This window comes from Caballeronia hypogeia (assembly GCF_001544875.2).
GTDB lineage: Bacteria > Pseudomonadota > Gammaproteobacteria > Burkholderiales > Burkholderiaceae > Caballeronia > Caballeronia hypogeia.
In genome coordinates this window covers 70722-90933 of record NZ_FCOA02000027.1, presented here as the reverse complement: position 1 = coordinate 90933, position 20212 = coordinate 70722, and the positions used below count along the sequence as shown (strand labels likewise).

The following is a 20212-nucleotide window of genomic DNA, read 5'->3' as shown; positions in this document are numbered from 1 at the left end:
CTAGTGTAGTACAAGTCTTGCAACGGTCATGCGCACGTCGTAATCAGCGAAAACGCTAGGCGTGCGCGGCGTTTCACGGGTTCCAGTGCACGAAATTGCGGTACAGGCGCAGGCCGGCGTCGGCGCTTTTCTCCGGATGAAACTGAGTCGCGAAGATATTGTCGCGCGCCACCGCCGACGTGAAAGCGCCGCCATACACGGTTTCGCCCGAGGTGTGCGCCGGATTGTCCGGCACCACGTAATAGCTGTGCACGAAATAGAAGAACGCGCCGTCCGCGACGCCGTCCCAGATCGGGTGTTGCTGCGTTTGCCGGACGCGGTTCCAGCCCATCTGCGGCACCTTGAAGCGCGAGCCGTCGTCCTGCAGCAGGCCGTCGAGCTGGAAGCGCACCACTTTGCCGGGCAGCAGGCCGAGTCCCTTCGTGTCGCCTTCCTCGCTCCAGTCGAACAGCATCTGCTCGCCGACGCACACGCCGAGCATCGGCTTTTCGCGCGCCGCCTGCATCACCGCTTCCTGCAGGCCGGATTCGGCCAGATGGCCCATGCAGTCGCGCATCGCGCCCTGACCGGGCAGCACCACGCGATCCGCCGCGCGGATGCCTTCGGGCTGAGCGACGATCGCCACATCCGCCTCGGGGGCAGCCTTCTTCAGCGCCTGATACACCGAGCGCAGGTTGCCCATTCCGTAATCAACAATCGCAATCGAAGTTTTCATTTCAAAGATGGCATCAAGGCCTTCAACCCGTTGACGATGAACTCCACCGCCAGCGCGGACAACATCAAACCCATGAGACGCGTGCCGATATTGATTCCGGTGCGCCCGACCACGCGCGCGATCGGCTCCGCCAGATTCAGCGCGCCGAAGCACAGTCCCGCGATGATCGCGCCCAGCAAGACGAGCCCGAAGCGGTCGTACCAATGCTGCGCATTGGCAGCATAGACGATCACCGTGCTGATCGAACCCGGGCCGGTGAGCAGCGGAATCGCGAGCGGCACGACCGCGATGCTGTTGCGCTCCTCGGCTTCCATGCGTTCTTCCGGCGTCGAGCGCGCGTTGCCGACCTGCGCGTTCAACATGCTGATCGCCATGAGCAGCATGATGATGCCGCCGCCCACTTCGAACGACCCGACCGAAATGCCGAAGAACGCGATGATCTGCTGCCCGAGCAGCGCCGTCACAGCGATCACGCAGAACACCGAAATCGAGGCGACGCGAATCGTGTTGCGTCTTTCGAGGTCGGATTGCTGCGAGGTGAGGCTGAGAAAAAACGGTATCGCGCCGATCGGGTTGATCAGCGCGAGCAATGAGATAAACGACTTGAACAGATCCATCGTGCTTTCGACGCGTTTCACGCGCCGAACCCGCGTGCGTCGATCAGAGGCTGCCCTTGGTCGACGGAATCTGCCCCGCCGCGCGTTCGTCCACTTCGCAGGCCATGCGCAGCGCGCGGCCGAACGCCTTGAACACGGTCTCGACCTGATGATGCGCGTTGATGCCGCGCAGATTGTCGATATGCAGCGTCACGCCCGCGTGATTCACGAAGCCACGGAAAAATTCGATGGTGAGATCGACGTCGAACGTGCCGATGCGCGCGCGCGTGAACGGTACGTGGAACTCCAGCCCCGGCCGCCCCGAAAAATCGATGACGACGCGCGACAGCGCTTCGTCCAGCGGCACGTACGAATGGCCGTAGCGGCGAATGCCCTTGCGGTCGCCGATGGCCTTCGCAATGGCCATCCCGAGCGTGATACCCGTGTCTTCGACGGTATGGTGATCGTCGATATGGAGGTCGCCATGCGCTTCGATGTCGAGATCGATGAGCCCGTGACGGGCGATCTGGTCGAGCATGTGATCGAGGAACGGGACGCCGGTGGCGAGCTTCTGCTTGCCGGTGCCGTCCAGATCGAGCTTCACACGGATCTGCGTTTCGCTGGTGTTGCGAACGACTTCCGCAATGCGCATGGTGATTCCTTGGAACTTGTCGAGAGTGGGATTCAGTTGAGCGCGAGTTTTTTGAGCGCCGCGACCATTTGCGCGTTTTCTTCGGCCGTGCCGACCGTCAAACGCACGCAATTAGCCAGCAATGGATGCATTTTACCCACGTTTTTGATCAAAACCCGCGAAGTCAGAAGGGTTTCGAAAGCCACGGCCGCATCCGGCACGCGCACGAGCAGGAAGTTGCCCGCGCTCGGGAACACCGTCATGTTCGGCAACGCGGCGACTTCGCGCGCGAGTTTCGCGCGTTCGGCGCGCAATTCGGCGGCCTGCGCGTCGAGCACGTCAAGGTGATCGAGCAGGAAATCGGCGGTCGCCTGCGTGAGCACGTTGATGTTGTACGGCGGACGCACCTTGTCGAACTGAATGATCCATTCGGGGCGTCCCGCCATGTAGCCGAGCCGGATGCCGGCGAGGCCGAGCTTCGACACCGTGCGCATCACGACGACGTTGTCGAAGTCCGCCGCGCGCGGCATCCAGCTTTTCTCCGCGAACGGCTGATACGCCTCGTCGATCACAACGAGACTCTTCTTCGCCGCGGCGATCACGTGCTCCATGTCGGCGTCCTCGTAGAGCGTGCCGGTCGGATTGTTCGGATACGCGAGATAGACGAGCGCGGGCGCGTGTTCTTCGATGGCGGCGATGAGCGCGTCGGCGTCGAGCGTGAAGTCGGCGTTGAGCGGCACGCCGATGAACTCCAGATGCGCGAACTTCGCCGACATCTCATACATCACGAAGCCCGGCGCCGGCGCCACCACCTTCGCGCCCGGCTTCGAGCACGCGACCGACAGCATGCTGATCAGTTCGTCCGAGCCGTTGCCTAGCAGCACGTCACAGCGTGCGGGCACGTTCATCGCGCGCTTGAGCTTCGCAAGCAATTCGGCGGGGCGCGGCGCGGGATAGCGGTTCAGCGCGACGCCCGCCAGATGCTCGCCAAGCTTTTGCGCAAGATCGGCGGGCAGCGTGTAGGGATTCTCCATCGCGTCGAGCTTGATCAGGCCCGTGGAATCGGGCACGGGATAGCTCGTCATCGCGAGGACGTCGGAACGGATGATGTCTTGTGCAGTCGTCATGATTTCCCGGCGCTCTCTCACCGGTTCTGGATGGCGGCTCTCAGGCCGCCTCGTTCGTTCGGACCGGCCCGCTTCAGCCGATGTTTTTCATTCGATACTCGGCGCTCTTCGCATGCGCCTGCAAGCCTTCGCCGTAAGCCAGTTCCGCCGCGATTTCGCCGAGCGTCTGCGCGCCTTCCGCGCTCACTTCGATCACGCTCGAACGCTTCATGAAATCGTACACGCCGAGCGGCGACGAGAAACGCGCCGTGCGCGAAGTCGGCAGCACGTGGTTCGGACCGGCGCAGTAATCGCCGAGGCTTTCGCTCGTATACCGACCGAGGAACATTGCGCCCGCATTGTGAATCTGCGCGGCCCACTGATGCGGATCGAGCGCGGAAATCTCCAGGTGCTCCGGCGCGATGTCGTTCGCGATCGCGCACGCTTCGGCCATGTCCTTCACCTTGATGAGCGCGCCGCGATCTTCGATCGAACGCTGGATGACATCGCGACGCGGCATCGACGGCAACAGTTCGACGATCGCGTCTTCCACGCGCTGGATGAAGTCGTCGTCCGGGCATAGCAGGATGGATTGCGCGAGCTCGTCGTGCTCCGCTTGCGAGAACAGGTCCATCGCGACCCAGCGCGGATCGGTGGTGGCGTCGCAAATCACGAGAATTTCGGATGGCCCCGCGATCATGTCGATGCCCACGGTGCCGAACACGCGACGCTTCGCCGATGCGACATATGCGTTGCCCGGGCCGCAGATCTTGTCGACCGCCGGAACGCTTTCCGTGCCGTAGGCGAGCGCCGCGACCGCCTGCGCGCCGCCGATCGTAAACACGCGATCCACGCCGCCGATCAGCGCCGCCGCAAGCACGAGCGGATTCTTCACGCCATCGGGCGTCGGCACGACCATGACGATTTCCTTCACGCCCGCGACGCGCGCCGGAATCGCGTTCATCAGCACCGACGACGGATACGCCGCCTTGCCGCCCGGCACGTAGATACCCGCGCGATCCAGCGGCGTGACTTTCTGGCCGAGCACGGTGCCGTCGGCTTCGGTGTATTGCCAGCTATGGCTGCCGCACTCGATGCGCTGCTTCTCGTGATAGCCGCGCACGCGCGCCGCCGCCGCTTCGAGCGCCGCGCGGCGTTTCGGCTCCAGGCCTTCGAGGGCGGCTTCCATTTCGGAGAGCGGCAGTTCGAGCGCCGCGACGCTGTCGGCCTTCAGGCGATCGAACTTGTTGGTGTATTCGAGCACGGCCACGTCACCCCGCGCTTTTACATCGGCGAGGATTTGCGCGACCGAGCGCTCGATTGCTTCATCTTCGCTCGCTTCGAACGCGAGAACCGCGCGCAGCGCCTTCTGAAAACCACCGGTGCTGGAATCGAGTTTGCGAATCTTGATAGACATGCTGGTTTTCCGTTTTGCTGATGGCGCGCCGCCGCGTGCGGCCCGCCTAATTTCCCTTGCTGACCGTGGCGCGCTCGAAGGCGTCCAGGAACGGCTTGAGCGCCGCGCGCTTGAGCTTCAGCGCCGCCTGGTTCACGACGAGGCGCGAGGAAATCTGCATGATCTCTTCGACTTCGACGAGGTTGTTCGCCCTGAGCGTACCGCCCGAGCTGACCAGATCGACGATTGCATCGGCCAGACCCACGAGCGGCGCGAGCTCCATTGAGCCATACAGCTTGATCAGATCGACGTGCACGCCCTTCGCCGCGAAATGCTGACGCGCGGTTTCCGTGTACTTGGTCGCGACCTTCAGGCGCGCGCCCTGGCGCACCGCGTTCGCATAGTCGAAGCCCGCCTTCACCGCCACCGACATGCGGCAACGCGCGATGTCCAGATCGACCGGCTGATACAGGCCGCTGCCGCCGTGCTCGATCAGAACGTCCTTGCCCGCCACGCCGAAATCCGCCGCGCCGTATTCGACGTAAGTCGGCACATCGGTCGCGCGCACGATGATCACGCGCAGGTTCGGGTTCGTGGTCGGCAGGATCAGCTTGCGCGAACTTTCAGGATCTTCGGCCACCTGCACGCCGGCCGCTTCGAGCAGCGGCAAGGTTTCCTCGAAGATACGCCCTTTCGAAAGCGCGAGCGTGAGCGGCGCGCTGGGTTCGACCGAGGAAGACGTCTGTGGCACCGAACTCATTGCTCGCTCCCGCTGCCCTTGATGCGGCGCACGTTCGCGCCCACAGCCGTCAGCTTCGTTTCCATGCGGTCGTAGCCGCGATCCAGATGGTAGATGCGGTCGATGAGCGTCTCGCCGTCCGCGCACATCGCGGCAATCACGAGGCTCGCGGACGCGCGCAGGTCGGTCGCCATCACCTTCGCGCCCGAGAGCTTTTCGACGCCCGCGACGAGCGCGGTATTGCCGTCGATCGTGATGCTCGCGCCGAGACGGTTCAGCTCCTGCACGTGCATGAAGCGATTCTCGAAGATCGTCTCGACCACTTGCGAGGTGCCGTTCGCAATCGTGTTGAGCGCCATGAACTGCGCCTGCATGTCGGTCGGGAACGCGGGGTATTCGGAGGTGCGGATGTTCACCGCGTCGGCGCGCTTGTTCATGCGCACACGCATCCAGTCGTCGCCTTCCTCGATGCTGACGCCAGCCTCGCGCAGCTTGGCCGTTACTGCGTCGAGCAGATGCGAGCTCACGCGACGCAGCGTGACGTCGCCGCCCGCGGCCGCGACCGCGCACAGGAACGTGCCCGCTTCGATGCGATCCGGCACGACGTCGTGCTTCGCGCCATGCAGCTTGTCGACGCCCTGAATCACCAGACGATCCGTGCCGATGCCGTCGATCTTCGCGCCCATCTTCACGAGCAGGTGCGCCAGGTCGGAGACTTCCGGCTCGCGCGCCGCGTTCTCGATGACCGTCTCGCCTTCGGCCAGCACCGCCGCCATCAGCAGGTTTTCGGTGCCGGTGACCGTGATCATGTCTGTGATGATGCGCGCGCCCTTCAGACGCTTCGCGCGCGCCTCGATGAAGCCGTGCTCGATGTTGATCTCGGCGCCCATCGCCTGCAGGCCCTTGATGTGCTGATCGACCGGACGCGCACCGATCGCGCAGCCGCCGGGCAGCGACACCTTCGCTTCGCCGAAGCGCGCGACCAGCGGCCCGAGTACAAGAATCGACGCGCGCATGGTCTTGACCATTTCATACGGCGCAATCAGCTTGTCGACCTTCGATGCGTTCAGGCTCACGCGGCCGTCGCCGGACACTTCGGACTGCACGCCCATCTGGCGTAGCAGCTTGACCATCGTGCGCACGTCCTGGAGATTCGGCACGTTCGACAGATGGACGTCGTCGGCAGTGAGAAGGCTCGCGCAGAGAATGGGCAAAGCCGCGTTCTTCGCGCCCGAGACGGTGATTTCGCCGGAGAGCTTGCTGCCCCCCGTGATGACCAGTTTATCCATGCTTGCTTGTCCTTCGACCGAGCTTCCTGCAGTGCCGGATTCGGCGCCGCGGTTATCTTGAATGAATCGCACTATGTACAGCCTTTGTCTGCCGGTGATGCCGGTGTTGCTTGGTTGAGTCGTATGACCTGAGTTGGCTTCGCCGGGTGGATTCAGGCCGATTTCCACTCGTCGGGGGTGAGGGTCTTCATGCTGAGCGCATGAATCTCCTGTTTCATGCGCTCGCCGAGCGCCGCATAAACCAGTTGATGACGCGCGATCAGCCGCTTGCCGACGAACGCATCACTCACGATGGTTGCAAAGAAGTGCTGGCCGTCGCCTTCCACTTCGAGATGCTGGCAGGCGAGGCCGCCAGCGATGTAGTCCTTCACCTGCTCCGGAGTCGGCAACATGTGAGAGTCTCCTTGAATTAGTGACGCAGCTTGTAGCCGCTCGCGAGCAGTCGCACGGCGATCAGCGCCAGCACGGCCAGAAATGCTCCGACGATGCCGAGGCTCACCAGCGGATTGACATCGGACAGGCCGAAGAAGCCGTAGCGAAAGCCGTCGATCATGTAGAAGAACGGATTCAGATGCGACACCGCGCGCCACAGCGGCGGCAGCGTGTGCGTCGAGTAGAACACGCCGGAAAGGAACGTGAGCGGCATGATCAGGAAGTTCTGAAACGCGGCGAGCTGGTCGAATTTATCCGCCCAGATGCCCGCGATCAGACCCAGCGTGCCGAGAATGCCCGAACCGAGGATCGCGAACGCAATAATGTAGAACGGCGCGGAAAAAGACATCGGGATGAACCATATCGTCACGATGAACACGCCCAGACCCACGCTCAGACCGCGCACGACCGACGCGAGCACATAAGCGAAGAACATTTCCCAATGCGCGATGGGCGGCAGCAGCACGAACACCAGATTGCCGGTGATCTTCGACTGAATCAACGACGAAGAACTGTTCGCGAACGCGTTCTGCAGCACGCTCATCATCACGAGCCCGGGCACGAGAAAGCTCGTGTAACCGACGCCCGGATATACCTGTACGTGTCCCGACAGGGCGTGACCGAAGATGGTCAGATACAAAAGCGCCGTGATCACCGGCGCGAGCACGGTCTGAAACGACACCTTCCAGAAGCGCAGCAGCTCCTTGTAGAACAACGTCTGGAAACCGCTCATGAAAGTCCCTCGACCACTTCCGGCCCGTTCATCACCTGCATGAAGACATCTTCGAGATCGGCCTTGCGGACTTCGATTTCATCGAACGTGCAGCCGGCGGCGCGGCATTTCGCGAGAATCGGCTCGACGTCGTCGTAGCTCGACAGGCGCAGCAAGTGTTGCGCGCCGCCGACCGCGTTCGGATCGACTTCCAGCGAACGAAGCTCGGCGGGCAACACGCCGTTCGAAAAACGCAGATACAACTGCATGCCCGCGAAACGCTGCAGCAGCGTGCTCGTGCGCTCGAGCGCGACGACTTCGCCGCGGCGAAGCATCGCGAGACGGTCGCACAGCGATTCGGCTTCTTCGAGATAGTGCGTCGTCAGCACGATGGTGTGGCCTTCGCGATTCAGGCGCGAGATGAACTTCCAGAGCGTCTGACGCAATTCGACATCGACGCCCGCGGTCGGCTCGTCCAGCACGATCACCGGCGGCCGATGCACCAGCGCCTGCGCCACCAGCACGCGGCGCTTCATGCCGCCGGACAGCGCGCGCGTGTTGACGTCGGCTTTCTCGGTGAGATCGAGATTGGCCATCACTTCGTCGATCCAGTCGTCGTTGTTGCGCAGGCCGAAATAGCCCGACTGGATGCGCAGCGACTCGCGCACCGTGAAGAACGGATCGAACACCAGTTCCTGCGGCACGATGCCGAGCGCTCGACGCGCCGCCCGGAAGTCGCTGACGACATCGTGACCGCGCACGGAGATCGTGCCGCTGTCGGCGCGCGCCAGGCCCGCCAGAATGCTGATCAACGTGGTTTTGCCCGCGCCGTTCGGGCCGAGCAGGCCGAAGAACTCGCCCTCTTCCACCGTGAGGCTCACGCCTTTGAGCGCCTGGAGCTCCTTGTAGCGCTTCCTGACGTTTCGGATTTCTATGGCTGACATGGACAGTGCGCGCGCCTCGCGCGGCGGCGCCTCGATTGTGCGGAGTTTCGCTTGGCGGACTCGGCTCAGACAAAAAGGGCCGGGTTCGGGCGCGAAAAAAACGTTTGATTATAGGGCAAAGCGGCGGGGGCCGACTTCGGAGCGATCCTGATCGCAGCGGCAGACGTGCCGCTGCTGCATTGCTTCAATGCAGGATCAATGTCGGAAGGTGAGGAGCGTATCGACGCCGTAGGCTCGCGCAAGACTCACGAGCCCGGAAGGAAGATTGACGACGGCAAGCGCAGCGCCGCGTGCCGCGGCGGCGCGCTGCCATGCGAGCAGCACGGCGAGCGCGGAGGAATCGAATTGCGTGAGCGGCGCGCAATCGACTTCGGTCGCGCCCGACGCGATGCGCGACAGACCCGACTCGAGCGCGGCCTTCGCGCTCTCGTGGGTCAAGGTTGCGGCGGTCTGGAAACGGCCGCCGCTTGCGACCTGCGCCTGCGTGCTCACGATGCCTTGCCGCTCGCGAGCTGCTGGTTACGCTGCGTGAGGAACTGCAGCAAACCGCCGACGCCGTTCTGCGAGATCTGCTCGTTGAACTGCTGCTGATATGCCTGAATCAGCCACGCGCCGAGCACGTTGATGTCGTAAACGCGCCAGCCTTGCGCCGTCTTGTAAAGGCGATAGTCGAGTTCGACCGGCTGACCGTTGTTCATCACGACCGAGCGCACCACGACGTCGGTGTCGTCAGGATTCGCGCGGAACGGCTTGTACTGAACCGTCTGGTTGCGCACTTGCGCGAGCGCGCCCGAGTACGTGCGGATCAGGAGCATCTTGAACTGCTCGACGATCTGCTTCTGCTGCTCCGGCGTCGCGTTGTTCCAGTTGCGGCCCATCACGAGACGCGTGGTGCGCGTGAAGTCCGTGTAAGGCAGGATCTTCTGATTGACGAGCTCGGTGATCTTGCTGATGTCGCCCGACTGGATCTTCGGGTCCGACTTGATTTCGTCGAGCACTTGCTGCGTGACGGTCTTGATCAACACGTCAGGCGAACTCGCATCGACGGACTGGGCCGACGCCGTGTTGCAGAACGCCACGAACATGGCGAAGAGGGGAAGAAGAAATAGTTTTTTCATCGCAAACCCTGCAGAGATAGAGGCTTCGGTTTGAGCGCGCCGTCCGGACCGAGTTCAGGCGGCGCGTGCTCCAAAGCGTAAGAAATGTCGTTAGATATGTTACCGCGCGTTAGCGAAACCCCGCTCAACGCAAGCGGAATGAAGGGAATCCAGGCGGCGCGCGCGGCGGCACGTACTGGTTGCCCGGCACCGTGCTGCTGGGTTCGCTCGCCGGAGCAGGTGCAGCCGCCGTGCCCGATGCGGGTGTCGCGCTTTCCGCAGCCGATGCCGGTGCGGCAGGCGCCGCCGTCGCCGACGCGCCTTCCGCTGCAGCCGCGCCTTCATCGCCGTAATTCGGCAGCGGCGCTTCGCCGTAATCCGGCATGCTCTCGTCGCCGCCGCCCGAAATCAGATACTGACGGCGCTGCAGATACGCATTACGCACAAACGAGTATTTGTCGAGGGCGGCGTCCGCCAGCACGTCAGTTGCGCCCAGCAGATTCGCGCGCACGTTGACGAGATTCACGCCGTAGAGCGCCCAGCTCACCGAACTCGGACTCACGTACGTGAGAGGATTGCCGTAATAGTCGACGATCAGGCCCGCCGAATCACGCACCGTGCTCGGCCCGAGCAGCGGCAGCACGAGGAACGGGCCGGAGGGCACGCCGTAGTGGCCGAGCGTCAGGCCGAAATCGCCCGCGTGCTTCGGCAGCTTCGCGATGGTCGCGACGTCGAACAGACCGCCGACGCCGAACACCGTGTTGATGGCGACGCGCATGATGTCCGACACGCCGTCCGCGATCTTCAACTGCAGCAGGTTGTTCGCGGCGATATAGACGTCACCGATATTCGAGAAGAAGTTGGTCACGCTGTTGCGCACCGGCTCCGGCACGGCCCACACGTAACCCTTCGCCACCGGCTTCAGCGCGTACTTGTCGACAGTGTCGTTGACCGTGAACATCGTCCGGTTGTAGCTTTCGAACGGGTCGCCCTTGGTCGGCGTCGTCACCGTCGCGCAACCCGTGAGCGCCACTGCGCACGCGATCATGATTGCGCGCCGCATCCCCATGGCCTGCATTTTTTTCTCCTTATTGAGCCGCGCCCGATGCGCCCATGGCGCTTGCCGCACCCGGAAACGCCGGAGCGGGCGCCGCCGGCGCCGATGGTGCCTTCGACGCGCCCGAATCCGCTGCCTTGTTGTAAAGGAACTGGCCGATCAGGTTTTCGAGCACCACGGCCGATTGCGTCATCGAGATGGTGTCGCCGCTCTTGAGCATCTGATCGTCGCCGCCCGGTTCGAGGCCGATGTATTGCTCCCCGAGCAGACCCGAAGTCAGGATCTTCGCGGACGAATCCTTCGGAAACTTGTATTGCTGATCGATATCGATCGTGACGACGGCCTGATACGTGTGCTCGTCGAAGCCGATGCTGCCCACGCGCCCGACCGTCACGCCCGCGCTCTTCACGGGCGCGCGCGCCTTCAGGCCGCCGATGTTGTCGAACTTGAGTTTCACCGCGTAGGTTTGCTGGAACGACAGGGAGCTCATGTTGCCCGCCTTCAGCGCGAGAAAGAGCAGCGCTACGAAACCGAGCACCACGAACATGCCGACCCAAAAGTCGAGAGCAGTCTTTTTCATCGTCTTCCCAAAGAGAATCTTTGCGCGGATGGCGTGTGACGGTCTGTGCCCTTCACAACGCGCGCGCCCGGCCGGGCGTCCGCGCCTGGTGCATTAGCTGAACATCAGTGCGGTCAGCAGAAAATCGAGCCCGAGCACGCCGAGCGACGCGTAGACGACCGTCTTGGTCGTCGCGCGCGACACGCCTTCCGGCGTGGGTTTCGCCTCGTAGCCCTGGAACAGCGCGATGAACGTCACCGCGAAACCGAACACGATGCTCTTGATCACGCCGTTGCCGACGTCGCGCCACACGTCCACGCCGCCTTGCATCTGCGACCAGAATGCGCCCGGATCGACGCCGATCAGCATCACGCCGACGACATAGCCGCCGAGAATGCCCACCGCGCTGAAAATGGCCGCGAGCACCGGCATGGCGACGATGCCCGCCCACATGCGCGGCGCGACAACCACGCGCAGGGGGTCGACCGCCATCATTTCCATCGCCGTGAGTTGCTCGCCGGCTTTCATCAGGCCGATTTCCGCGGTCAGCGACGTGCCCGCACGCCCTGCGAACAGGAGCGCGGTCACGACCGGACCGAGCTCGCGCACGAGCGACAGCGCGACGAGCAGGCCGAGCGCCTGTTCCGAGCCGTAGCGGCTCAGCGTGTAGTAGCCCTGCAAGCCGAGCACGAAGCCGACGAACAGACCCGACACCGCGATGATCACCAGCGAATAATTGCCCACGAAGTGGATCTGCTTCGTGACAAGGCGCGGGCGGCGCAGCAGCGGGAAGAATTCAAGCACGAGGCGCAGGAACATGCGCGTGGCGTAGCCTGCGGTGCCGAAACCGTCGAGCACCCAGCGTCCGAGCGCGCTGATCATGCCTGCCCTCCGATGCCGAAATCCGCCGCGAGCGGCGTGCTCGCGTAGTGGAACTTGAACGGGCCGTCCGGCGTGCCGTCGATGAACTGGCGCACGGTCGGGTCCTGCGACGCGCGCAGTTCTGCCGGCGTGCCTTCGGCGTGAATCCCGCCGTTCGCGATGAAATACACGTAATCGGCGATCGCGAAGGATTCCGGCACGTCGTGCGTGACCAGAATGGAGGTGGCGCCGAGCGCGTCGTTGATCGTGCGGATGAGCTGCGCGGTAATGCCGAGCGAAATGGGATCGAGACCGGCGAAAGGCTCGTCGTACATCATCAATTGGGGATCGAGCGCGATCGCGCGGGCGAGTGCCACGCGGCGCGCCATGCCGCCCGAAATCTCCGACGGCGCCAGATCGCGCGCACCGCGCAGACCGACCGCATTCAGCTTCATCAGCACGAGGTCGCGGATCAGCGCTTCCGGCAGATCGGTGTGTTCGCGCAGCGGAAAGGCGACGTTTTCGAACACGGTCTGATCGGTGAAGAGCGCACCGAACTGGAACAGCATGCCCATCCTGCGACGCAGCGCGTACAGGCCGTCGCGCGTCTGCGCGCCGACGTCCTGTCCGCCGAACGTCACCTGACCCCGGCTCGCTTTCACGAGACCGCCGATCAGGCGCAAGGTCGTGGTCTTGCCGCAGCCGGAGCCGCCCATGACCGCGACGACCTGCCCACGCGTGAAACGCATGTTCAGGTTCGACAGAATGAGCCGGTCGCCGTAGCCGAAGTCGACCTCGCGTAGCTCTAGCAGGGTCTCGGAAGAAGCAGGCACTGGGTAAGAGATTCCGTTGACGCAAGAGGCCGAATTATAGGGCCTGCGCGCAATCGGTGCTTTGCCTAGGTCGGTGCCCGCGTGGTTTTGGGAGTTTTCACCGTTGACTTGAAAACATTTGTTGCAGCGTCGAGACCGCAGCCGCCGTGTCGGATGCTTCGGTCACCGCGCGCACGACCGCCGCGCTGCCGACCCCCGTCGCGAGCACGGGAGGCATCGCTTTCATGTCGATACCGCCGATCCCGACGAGGGGCACGCGCCCCGACAGCAGTTGCACGTAGCGCGCAAGCCGCGCGAGACCTTGCGGCTTGGTCGGCATGACTTTCGTGGTGGTCGGGAACACCGCGCCCAGCGCGAGGTAGCTCGGCCGGAAATGCAGCGCGCGCAGCATCTCGTAGTAACCGTGCGTCGACAGACCAAGGCGCAGGCCGGCTCGAGCGATGGCGTTCAGATCGGCCGTCTGGACGTCTTCCTGACCCAGATGCACGCCGTAAGCGCCGGCCTCGATCGCCTCGCGCCAGTGATCGTTGATGAAGAGTTGCGCGTCATGCCGACGCCCCGCCGCGACCGAACGTGCGATTTCGTTCTTCAGATCGGCCGGATCGGTCGTCTTGCGGCGCAGTTGCGTGGTGCGCACGCCGAGATCGAGAACGCGCTCGACCCATTCGGCGCTCGGCAGCACGGGGTAAAGCCCCAGCCGGTCCGGACACGCCGGAAATCCGCCTTCGGGCGCGGGCGGCAGATCGGCCACGCGCGGGAAGGTCGCGAAATCGACAGGCCACGCGTCGTCCTTGTTTTCATCGCCCGAGCGCCACGCCAGCGCGAGCGTGAGCGCGTCGTGCGGCTCGAAATTGCAGTCGAGGAACGCGGCGAGCGCCGCGAGCCAATCATCCGACCATTCGCCTTCGAGCGCGAATCTTTCGCCGCCACGATGCAGCGTGACGCGGCCATCGTGCGCTTCGAGGACCGCCGCGTCGCCGGCCGCAATTGTCTGCTCGGGCTCGGTGAAGACAATCAGATCGTCCGCTTTCGGCGTCTCCGGAATAGCCAGGCAGATTCGCCAGCGCGTCTCGGCGGCAGGCCACTCGCCCAGACGCGCGCGGATGCGCTCGGCGACTTCGATCAGCTCGTCCGCCGGCGGCCAGAACACTTCGCGATTCAGGAGGCTCACGCGGCACCTCCGTCCTGATGCCAGAACGGCATGCCGACGACCGGCGTGCTCGCCTGCGCGCTGTCACGCTCGGCCATCGGCCCGGCGAGGAACGCGGTGCGCCCCGCTTCGACGCCCAGCGCGAATGCGCGCGCCATCTGCGGCGGGAAGGTCGCCTGCGACACTGCCGTATTGAGCAGCACGCCGTCGAAGCCCCACTCCATCACCTGACACGCGTGCGATGGCACCCCGAGACCCGCATCGACAATCAGCGGCACGTCCGGCAGACGCTCGCGCAAGGTGCGCAGGCCGTACGGATTCGTCACGCCACGGCCGGTGCCGATCGGCGCGCCCCACGGCATCAGCGCTTCGCAGCCCGCGTCGAGCAGGCGGCGTCCGATCACCAGGTCTTCCGTACAGTACGGCAGCACCTTGAAGCCGTCGCGGATCAGCTTCGCCGCCGCTTCCACGAGGCCGATCGGGTCCGGCTGCAGCGTGTAGTCGTCGCCGATCAGTTCGAGCTTGATCCACGGCGTCTCGAACACCTCGCGCGCCATATACGCGGTCGTCAGCACCTCATCGACGCTCTGGCAGCCCGCCGTGTTCGGCAGCAGCGCGACGCCGTGGCGCTTCAGGACATCGAAGAAACCGGCTTCGCCCGTCTCCGACTGACGGCGCAGCGCGACGGTGACCATGCCGGGCCGCGCGGCGTCGATGGAGTCGGAGAGCGATTGCAGCGACGGATAACGCGACGTGCCGAGCAGCAGACGGCCCGGAAACGCCTCGCCGTAGAGCGTGAGGACGTCGGCGGTGGATACGGTCATGGTTCGATCCTTCGGTTTAATGGTTCAGCCGCCCGCTACGGGCGACACGACATCGAGCTTGTCGCCGGCGGCGAGCGTCTTCGTGGCGTGCTGGCCGCGCGCGACGAACTGGCCGTTCAGCGCGACGGCGAACGGCGGCTTCGCGCCGAAAGCGGCGAGCGCCTCGTTGACGGTGGCGGCGTCGGGCAGATCGAAGACACGCTGATTGATGTGGATGTTCATGTTTGTTCCTGATTACTGGAGCGCCGACGCGGCCATGCATTCGCCGTGCAGCAGTTCCGGCCAGCGCGCGGCGGCGCGGAAATCGGCGAAGCTGTCGGCGCTGCCGACATCGCCAGAAACGAGCGCCTCGGCCAGTTGGCACGCCACTTCCGCTACCTCCGGCGCGATCATGAAGCCGTGTCGGTACAGACCGTTCACGCGCAAGGTCTGCACCCCGTCCCAGACGACGGCCGGCCGATGATCCGGCAAGGTTGGCCGGCAATGTGAGTTCAATTCGAGGATGCGCGCCTCGCCGAAGCCCGGATGCACCGCGAACGCGGCGCTCAGCAGTTCGAGCGCCGAGCGCACGCTGACGGGCGACATGTCTTCGCCTTCCACTTCGGTCGCGCCGATCACGTATAGATCGTTCTGCTTCGGCGCGATATAGAGCGGATAGCGCGGATGCAGGAGCCGCACGGGACGCGTCAAGCCGATGCCCGGCGCGTGCACGCGCGCGACCTCGCCGCGGATGCCGCGCAGCGCGGGCCACGCGGGCTTGCCACCGAGTCCGCGGCAATCGATGACCCAGCGCGCGTCGGGCATGGCTTCGATGGCCGTGTTCCAGTGCGTGCGCACGCCGCGCGCCTCGAGCCCGGCGGCGAGCGCGCTCAACGCCTGGCGGTTATCCAGTTGCCCTTCGTTCGGCAACAGCCAGCCTTGCGCAAAACGCGCGCCGAGCGCGGGTTCCGCTTGCGGGACCTGCGCGCCTGCCAGCTTCACGAAGCCGCCTTCGAGCAATTCGGCGGGCGAATTGGCGCGCAGCCGGCGTTCGAAGAGCGGCGCTTCGGCGCGGTCGGCGCCGTGCCAGACGACGAGCGTGCCGTTGCGCTGAAAGAACACCGGTTCCGGCAATTGCGCGATGAGACGCGGCCAGCGTTCGAGCGATGCGACGCCCAACCCGACGACGAGCGGCTCCGCGACCGCTGCTTCGGCAAGCGGCGCGAGCATGGCGGCGGCCACCCACGCAGCCGACTGCGTGCCTGCGGCGTCACCGCGTTCGTATAGCGCGACCTCGTGCCCGGCGCCCGCGAGCCGCCACGCGACGAGCCGTCCGACGAGCCCGCCGCCGACCACGGCGAAATCGGGCCGGCACGCGCCACCCTGTTCGATCCTGTTCAATTCGATGTCTCCTGTCGACCAGAACTGGCGCTTGAGCGCTTGCTCCGGTCACATGCGTAACGCTGCGCAGCACGAGGAGATGCAATACGCGATCTCGGCCATGCGGGCGCGGCGGCACATCACAAGGACGAATTCAGCGGAGAGAGACCGGCCCGGAACGTCGCCGATGGAAACAGCGCGCGCCGGACGGCAAAGACAGTTACTCGGAAGAGACTGGAGGAATGGCGCGGGTGTCGCGCGTTCTCCGGAAACTTCCCTCGCCGGTATTACCCGGATCGGGTGCAAAGGGTCTCTCTCAGCCTCGCCGCGCTGACAACCGTTCTGGCCGCCGATGCACGCGAAGCACCCCTGTTTCGTCGGAGGTCATTAGAACATGAAAGGCGAAGGCGCTGCAAACCGGGATTGCCCCGGGTTTTTTCGCGCCCGGCGGCACTCTGGCACAATGCCGCGAACATGGTTCACCGAACGATCGCGCGATATTAAGTGAGCGTTAAGAGAACCCCGGAACAATTTGCGGGGCCGCGAACAGGCTGCGCGCATGCCGCCGCGCGCCGGAAAACGGCTGCATGACGAAACAACCCGCCGCCCGTCCGGCGCACAAGCAGGAAACAAATGACCAACTCGCCTACCCAGAACTCGCAGCAAAAGGCCGATCAAGTCTCGGCGTGGAGCCTCATCAAGCCGTATTGGGTCTCCGAGGAGCGCGGCGTCGCGTGGGGCCTGCTCGTTGCGATCATTGCGATCAACATGACAGTCGTGTGGATCAACGTGCGTCTCAACAGCTGGAACGCGGACTTCTACAACGCGCTGCAGAACAAGAACGTCAAGGACTTCCCGCATCTGCTGCTAATCTTCACGGGCCTCGCGTTCGCATACATCCTGCTCGCGGTCTACGGCCGATATCTGCGTCAGATGCTCGCGTTCCGCTGGCGGCAGTGGCTCACCAACCGGTTTCTGGAACAATGGCTCGGCGACAAGGCGTTCTACCGCATCGAGCGCGACCGCCTGGCCGACAACCCCGACCAGCGGATCTCCGACGACCTGCAATCCTTCGCGACGACCACGCTCTCGCTGTCCCTCGACCTGCTCTCGACGCTCGTCACGCTCGTCACCTTCATCACGATTCTCTGGACGCTCGCGGGCGCGCTGACCTTCTCGCTCGGCGCCACGCCGATCACCATTCCGGGCTACATGGTCTGGGCCGCCGCGCTCTATGCGATTCTCGGCTCGCTCATCATCCAGAAGGTCGGGCATCCGCTGGTGTCGATCAACTATCAGCAGCAGAAAGTGGAGGCGGATTTCCGCTTCGGCCTGATCCGCGTGCGCGAGAACGCCGAGCAGATCGCGTTCTACGACGGCATCGCGACCGAGACCGCCAACGCGAAGACCATCTTCCAGCGCATCCGCGACAACTGGTGGATGATCATGAAGTACACGAAGCGCATGACCTTCGTGCTGAGTTTCTACGGGCAGATCGCCATCATCTTCCCGATCATGGTCGCGGCGCCGCGCTATTTCGCCGGCGCGTTCTCATTCGGCGTGCTGATGCAGATTTCATCGGCGTTCGGCACGGTCAGCGATTCGTTTTCCTGGTTCATCAACAGTTATTCGACCTTGGTCGAATGGCGCGCCACGGTGAATCGTCTTCGCGAATTCAAGCGCGTGATGCGCTCGACGCATATCCGCGAGGAAACCTCGCCGGCCACCGAGCGCGGCGGCATCAATCTGCATTACACGAGCACCCTGGCGCTCACGACCCGTGGCCTGATGCTCGCGCTGCCCAACGGCTCGCCGCTTTCGCGCGTGGCCGATGTCTCGATCGAACCGGGATCGCGCTGGCTCGTGGTCGGACCGTCCGGTTCGGGCAAGAGCACGCTGATGCGCGCGCTCGCGGGCCTGTGGCCGTTCGGCGACGGCACGATCGACGCGCCCGTCGACGCGAAGCTGATGTTCATTCCGCAAATGAGCTATTTGCCGATCGGCACGCTGCGCGCCGCGCTTTCGTATCCGTCGCCGGGCGGCACGTTCACTGACGACGAATCGCGTGAAGCGTTGCGGTTGTGCAATCTGGAAGCGTATGCGGGCCGGCTGGACGAGAGCGCGCACTGGGCACGCAGTCTCTCGCCGGGCGAGCAGCAACGTCTGGCTGCGGCGCGCGTGCTGCTGCACAAGCCGGACTTCCTGTTCCTCGATGAAGCCACCAGCGCGCTCGATGCCGACAACGAACTGCATATCTACAACACGCTGACCGAGCGCCTGCCGAAGGCCGCTATCCTGAGCGTGGCGCATCGCGAGTCGGTGGCGATGTTCCATGATTACAAGATCGAGATCGAAAGGGCGATGGCGGAGGCTTGAGCCGCCCGCTCCCGAAAGCAAAAAGGCCACGCATTCGCGTGGCCTTTTCGTTCCTGCAGAGCTCGCTTAGCGCGGCAACTCGCTCGACCCCATCAGATACGCATCGACCGAACGCGCGCACTGACGCCCTTCACGAATCGCCCACACCACCAGCGACTGACCGCGACGCATATCGCCCGCGGTGAACACCTTGTCCACCGACGTGTAATACGCCTTGTCGCCTTCGGTCGCCGCGCGCACGTTGCCGCGCGCATCCTTCTCGACGCCGAACGCGTCCAGCACCGGCGAAACCGGCTGGGTGAAGCCCATCGCGAGCAGTACGAGATCGGCCTTCAGTTCGAACTCGGAGTTCGGAACTTCGACCATCTTGCCGCCCTTCCATTCGACGCGCACCGCAATCAGCTTCTCGACCTTGCCGTTCTTGCCTTCGAAACGCTTCGTCGCCACCGACCAGTCGCGCTCGCAACCTTCCTCATGCGACGACGACGTGCGCAGCTTGATCGGCCAGTACGGCCACACGAGCGGCTTGTTCTCTTCTTCGGGCGGTTGCGCGAGCAGCTCGAACTGCGTCACGCCCTTCGCGCCATGACGATTCGACGTGCCCACACAATCCGAACCCGTATCGCCGCCGCCGATCACCACGACATGCTTGCCCTTCGCGAGCAGTTGATCCGTGAGCTTGTCGCCCGCGTTGACCTTGTTCTGCTGCGGCAGGAATTCCATCGCGTAGTAGATGCCTTCGAGCTCGCGCCCCGGCACCGGCAGATCGCGCGGCGTTTCCGAGCCGCCCGCGATCACGACCGCATCGAACTGTTCCTTCAGCTCGTCCGGCGTGATGGTTTCCTTCGCCGTGTTGGCGATGTATTCCGGCAGCGCGTCCTTGCCGATGAACACGTTGGTACGGAACGACACGCCTTCCGCTTCCATCTGGCGCATGCGACGGTCGATCAGCCACTTCTCGAGCTTGAAGTCGGGAATGCCATAACGCAGCAAACCGCCGATACGATCGTTCTTCTCGAACACGACCACGTCATGACCCGCGCGCCCGAGTTGCTGTGCAGCGGCCAGACCTGCGGGGCCCGAACCCACGACGGCAACCTTCTTACCCGTCTTGTGCTTCGCCGGCTGCGGCACGACCCAGCCTTCGGCGAACGCCTTGTCGATGATCGCGTGCTCGATCGACTTGATGCCCACCGGATCGTCATTGATGCCGAGCGTGCAAGCCGCTTCGCACGGCGCCGGGCAGATGCGGCCCGTGAACTCCGGGAAGTTATTGGTCGAATGCAGCACGTTGATCGCGCTCTTCCAGTCTTGCTGGAACACGAGATCGTTGAAGTCCGGAATGACGTTGTTGACCGGACAGCCGTTGTTGCAGAACGGAATGCCGCAGTCCATGCAGCGCGCGCCTTGAACCTTCGCATCTTCATCGGTCAGCGCGGCGACGAATTCCTTGTAATGCTTGACGCGGGTCAGCGGTGCTTCGTACGCCTCGTGGCGGCGTTCGAACTCGAGAAAACCGGTTGCCTTGCCCATTTC

22 protein-coding genes and 1 riboswitch are annotated in these 20212 nt (G+C 64.1%); of the genes, 1 reads left to right on the top strand and 21 read right to left on the bottom strand.

The features are described 5' to 3' along the window. Positions 1–73: 73 nt before the first annotated feature. From hisH to AWB79_RS29405, 20 genes are all read right to left on the bottom strand, one after another. Positions 74–715: an imidazole glycerol phosphate synthase subunit HisH gene (gene hisH, locus AWB79_RS29500; RefSeq protein ID WP_061170973.1), complete on the bottom strand. Its 642-nt coding sequence runs from the start codon at positions 713–715 to the stop codon at positions 74–76. Beyond that, on the bottom strand, positions 712–1332 hold the full coding sequence (locus tag AWB79_RS29495) for a YchE family NAAT transporter (protein ID WP_061170996.1): 621 nt from the start codon (positions 1330–1332) through the stop codon (positions 712–714). The genes hisH and AWB79_RS29495 overlap by 4 nt, the downstream gene beginning before the upstream one ends. Before the next feature lie 43 nt (positions 1333–1375). Next, complete coding sequence (gene hisB, locus AWB79_RS29490; protein WP_008344136.1) at positions 1376–1963, bottom strand: imidazoleglycerol-phosphate dehydratase HisB; 588 nt, start codon at positions 1961–1963, stop codon at positions 1376–1378. Between the two features lie 32 nt (positions 1964–1995). Then, positions 1996–3069, bottom strand: a complete 1074-nt coding sequence (gene hisC, locus AWB79_RS29485) for a histidinol-phosphate transaminase (protein WP_061170972.1) — start codon at positions 3067–3069, stop codon at positions 1996–1998. Between the two features lie 73 nt (positions 3070–3142). Continuing rightward, positions 3143–4465 (bottom strand): histidinol dehydrogenase, encoded by a 1323-nt coding sequence (gene hisD, locus AWB79_RS29480; protein WP_061170971.1) that lies wholly within the window; start codon positions 4463–4465, stop codon positions 3143–3145. 46 nt (positions 4466–4511) lie between these two features. Next, complete coding sequence (gene hisG, locus AWB79_RS29475; protein WP_061170970.1) at positions 4512–5204, bottom strand: ATP phosphoribosyltransferase; 693 nt, start codon at positions 5202–5204, stop codon at positions 4512–4514. Further along, the gene (gene murA / locus AWB79_RS29470) at positions 5201–6472 is read right to left on the bottom strand and encodes a UDP-N-acetylglucosamine 1-carboxyvinyltransferase (protein WP_061170995.1); all 1272 of its coding nucleotides are present in this window, start codon (positions 6470–6472) and stop codon (positions 5201–5203) included. The genes hisG and murA overlap by 4 nt, the downstream gene beginning before the upstream one ends. A 152-nt stretch (positions 6473–6624) precedes the next feature. Next, complete coding sequence (locus AWB79_RS29465; RefSeq protein WP_061170969.1) at positions 6625–6864, bottom strand: BolA family protein; 240 nt, start codon at positions 6862–6864, stop codon at positions 6625–6627. Positions 6865–6881: 17 nt separating this feature from the next. Next, on the bottom strand, positions 6882–7637 hold the full coding sequence (locus AWB79_RS29460; RefSeq protein ID WP_061170968.1) for an ABC transporter permease: 756 nt from the start codon (positions 7635–7637) through the stop codon (positions 6882–6884). Further along, the gene (locus tag AWB79_RS29455; protein ID WP_061170967.1) at positions 7634–8560 is read right to left on the bottom strand and encodes an ABC transporter ATP-binding protein; all 927 of its coding nucleotides are present in this window, start codon (positions 8558–8560) and stop codon (positions 7634–7636) included. Before AWB79_RS29455 ends, AWB79_RS29460 begins: the two co-directional genes overlap by 4 nt. A gap of 195 nt (positions 8561–8755) precedes the next feature. Further along, on the bottom strand, positions 8756–9052 hold the full coding sequence (locus tag AWB79_RS29450; protein ID WP_061170966.1) for an STAS domain-containing protein: 297 nt from the start codon (positions 9050–9052) through the stop codon (positions 8756–8758). Beyond that, positions 9049–9678, bottom strand: a complete 630-nt coding sequence (locus tag AWB79_RS29445) for an MlaC/ttg2D family ABC transporter substrate-binding protein (RefSeq protein ID WP_061170965.1) — start codon at positions 9676–9678, stop codon at positions 9049–9051. Before AWB79_RS29445 ends, AWB79_RS29450 begins: the two co-directional genes overlap by 4 nt. A gap of 124 nt (positions 9679–9802) precedes the next feature. Next, positions 9803–10735: an MlaA family lipoprotein gene (locus AWB79_RS29440; RefSeq protein ID WP_061170964.1), complete on the bottom strand. Its 933-nt coding sequence runs from the start codon at positions 10733–10735 to the stop codon at positions 9803–9805. A 10-nt stretch (positions 10736–10745) separates the two neighbouring features. Beyond that, positions 10746–11294, bottom strand: coding sequence for an outer membrane lipid asymmetry maintenance protein MlaD (mlaD, locus tag AWB79_RS29435; protein ID WP_061170963.1), 549 nt, complete (start codon positions 11292–11294; stop codon positions 10746–10748). Positions 11295–11387: 93 nt separating this feature from the next. Continuing rightward, positions 11388–12155 (bottom strand): lipid asymmetry maintenance ABC transporter permease subunit MlaE, encoded by a 768-nt coding sequence (mlaE, locus tag AWB79_RS29430; RefSeq protein ID WP_061170962.1) that lies wholly within the window; start codon positions 12153–12155, stop codon positions 11388–11390. Continuing rightward, positions 12152–12967 (bottom strand): ABC transporter ATP-binding protein, encoded by an 816-nt coding sequence (locus tag AWB79_RS29425; protein ID WP_061170961.1) that lies wholly within the window; start codon positions 12965–12967, stop codon positions 12152–12154. The genes mlaE and AWB79_RS29425 overlap by 4 nt, the downstream gene beginning before the upstream one ends. A gap of 97 nt (positions 12968–13064) precedes the next feature. Beyond that, positions 13065–14138, bottom strand: coding sequence for a thiamine phosphate synthase (thiE, locus tag AWB79_RS38560; protein WP_074169448.1), 1074 nt, complete (start codon positions 14136–14138; stop codon positions 13065–13067). Continuing rightward, complete coding sequence (locus AWB79_RS29415; RefSeq protein ID WP_061170960.1) at positions 14135–14941, bottom strand: thiazole synthase; 807 nt, start codon at positions 14939–14941, stop codon at positions 14135–14137. Before AWB79_RS29415 ends, thiE begins: the two co-directional genes overlap by 4 nt. Positions 14942–14965: 24 nt before the next feature. After that, positions 14966–15163, bottom strand: a complete 198-nt coding sequence (gene thiS / locus AWB79_RS29410) for a sulfur carrier protein ThiS (RefSeq protein ID WP_061170959.1) — start codon at positions 15161–15163, stop codon at positions 14966–14968. 12 nt (positions 15164–15175) lie between these two features. Continuing rightward, positions 15176–16321 carry an FAD-dependent oxidoreductase gene (locus tag AWB79_RS29405; RefSeq protein WP_061170958.1) on the bottom strand — a complete coding sequence of 382 codons (1146 nt, stop codon included), beginning with the start codon at positions 16319–16321 and terminating at the stop codon, positions 15176–15178. 235 nt (positions 16322–16556) lie between these two features. Further along, positions 16557–16681: riboswitch (TPP riboswitch) on the bottom strand. Between the two features lie 252 nt (positions 16682–16933). On the opposite strand from AWB79_RS29405, the gene AWB79_RS29400 reads away from it, so the two are divergent. Continuing rightward, positions 16934–18676 carry an ABC transporter ATP-binding protein/permease gene (locus AWB79_RS29400; protein WP_061170957.1) on the top strand — a complete coding sequence of 581 codons (1743 nt, stop codon included), beginning with the start codon at positions 16934–16936 and terminating at the stop codon, positions 18674–18676. Between the two features lie 66 nt (positions 18677–18742). On the opposite strand, the gene AWB79_RS29395 is transcribed toward AWB79_RS29400, so the two are convergent. Next, positions 18743–20209: a glutamate synthase subunit beta gene (locus AWB79_RS29395; protein WP_061170956.1), complete on the bottom strand. Its 1467-nt coding sequence runs from the start codon at positions 20207–20209 to the stop codon at positions 18743–18745. Between the last annotated feature and the right edge of the window lie 3 nt (positions 20210–20212).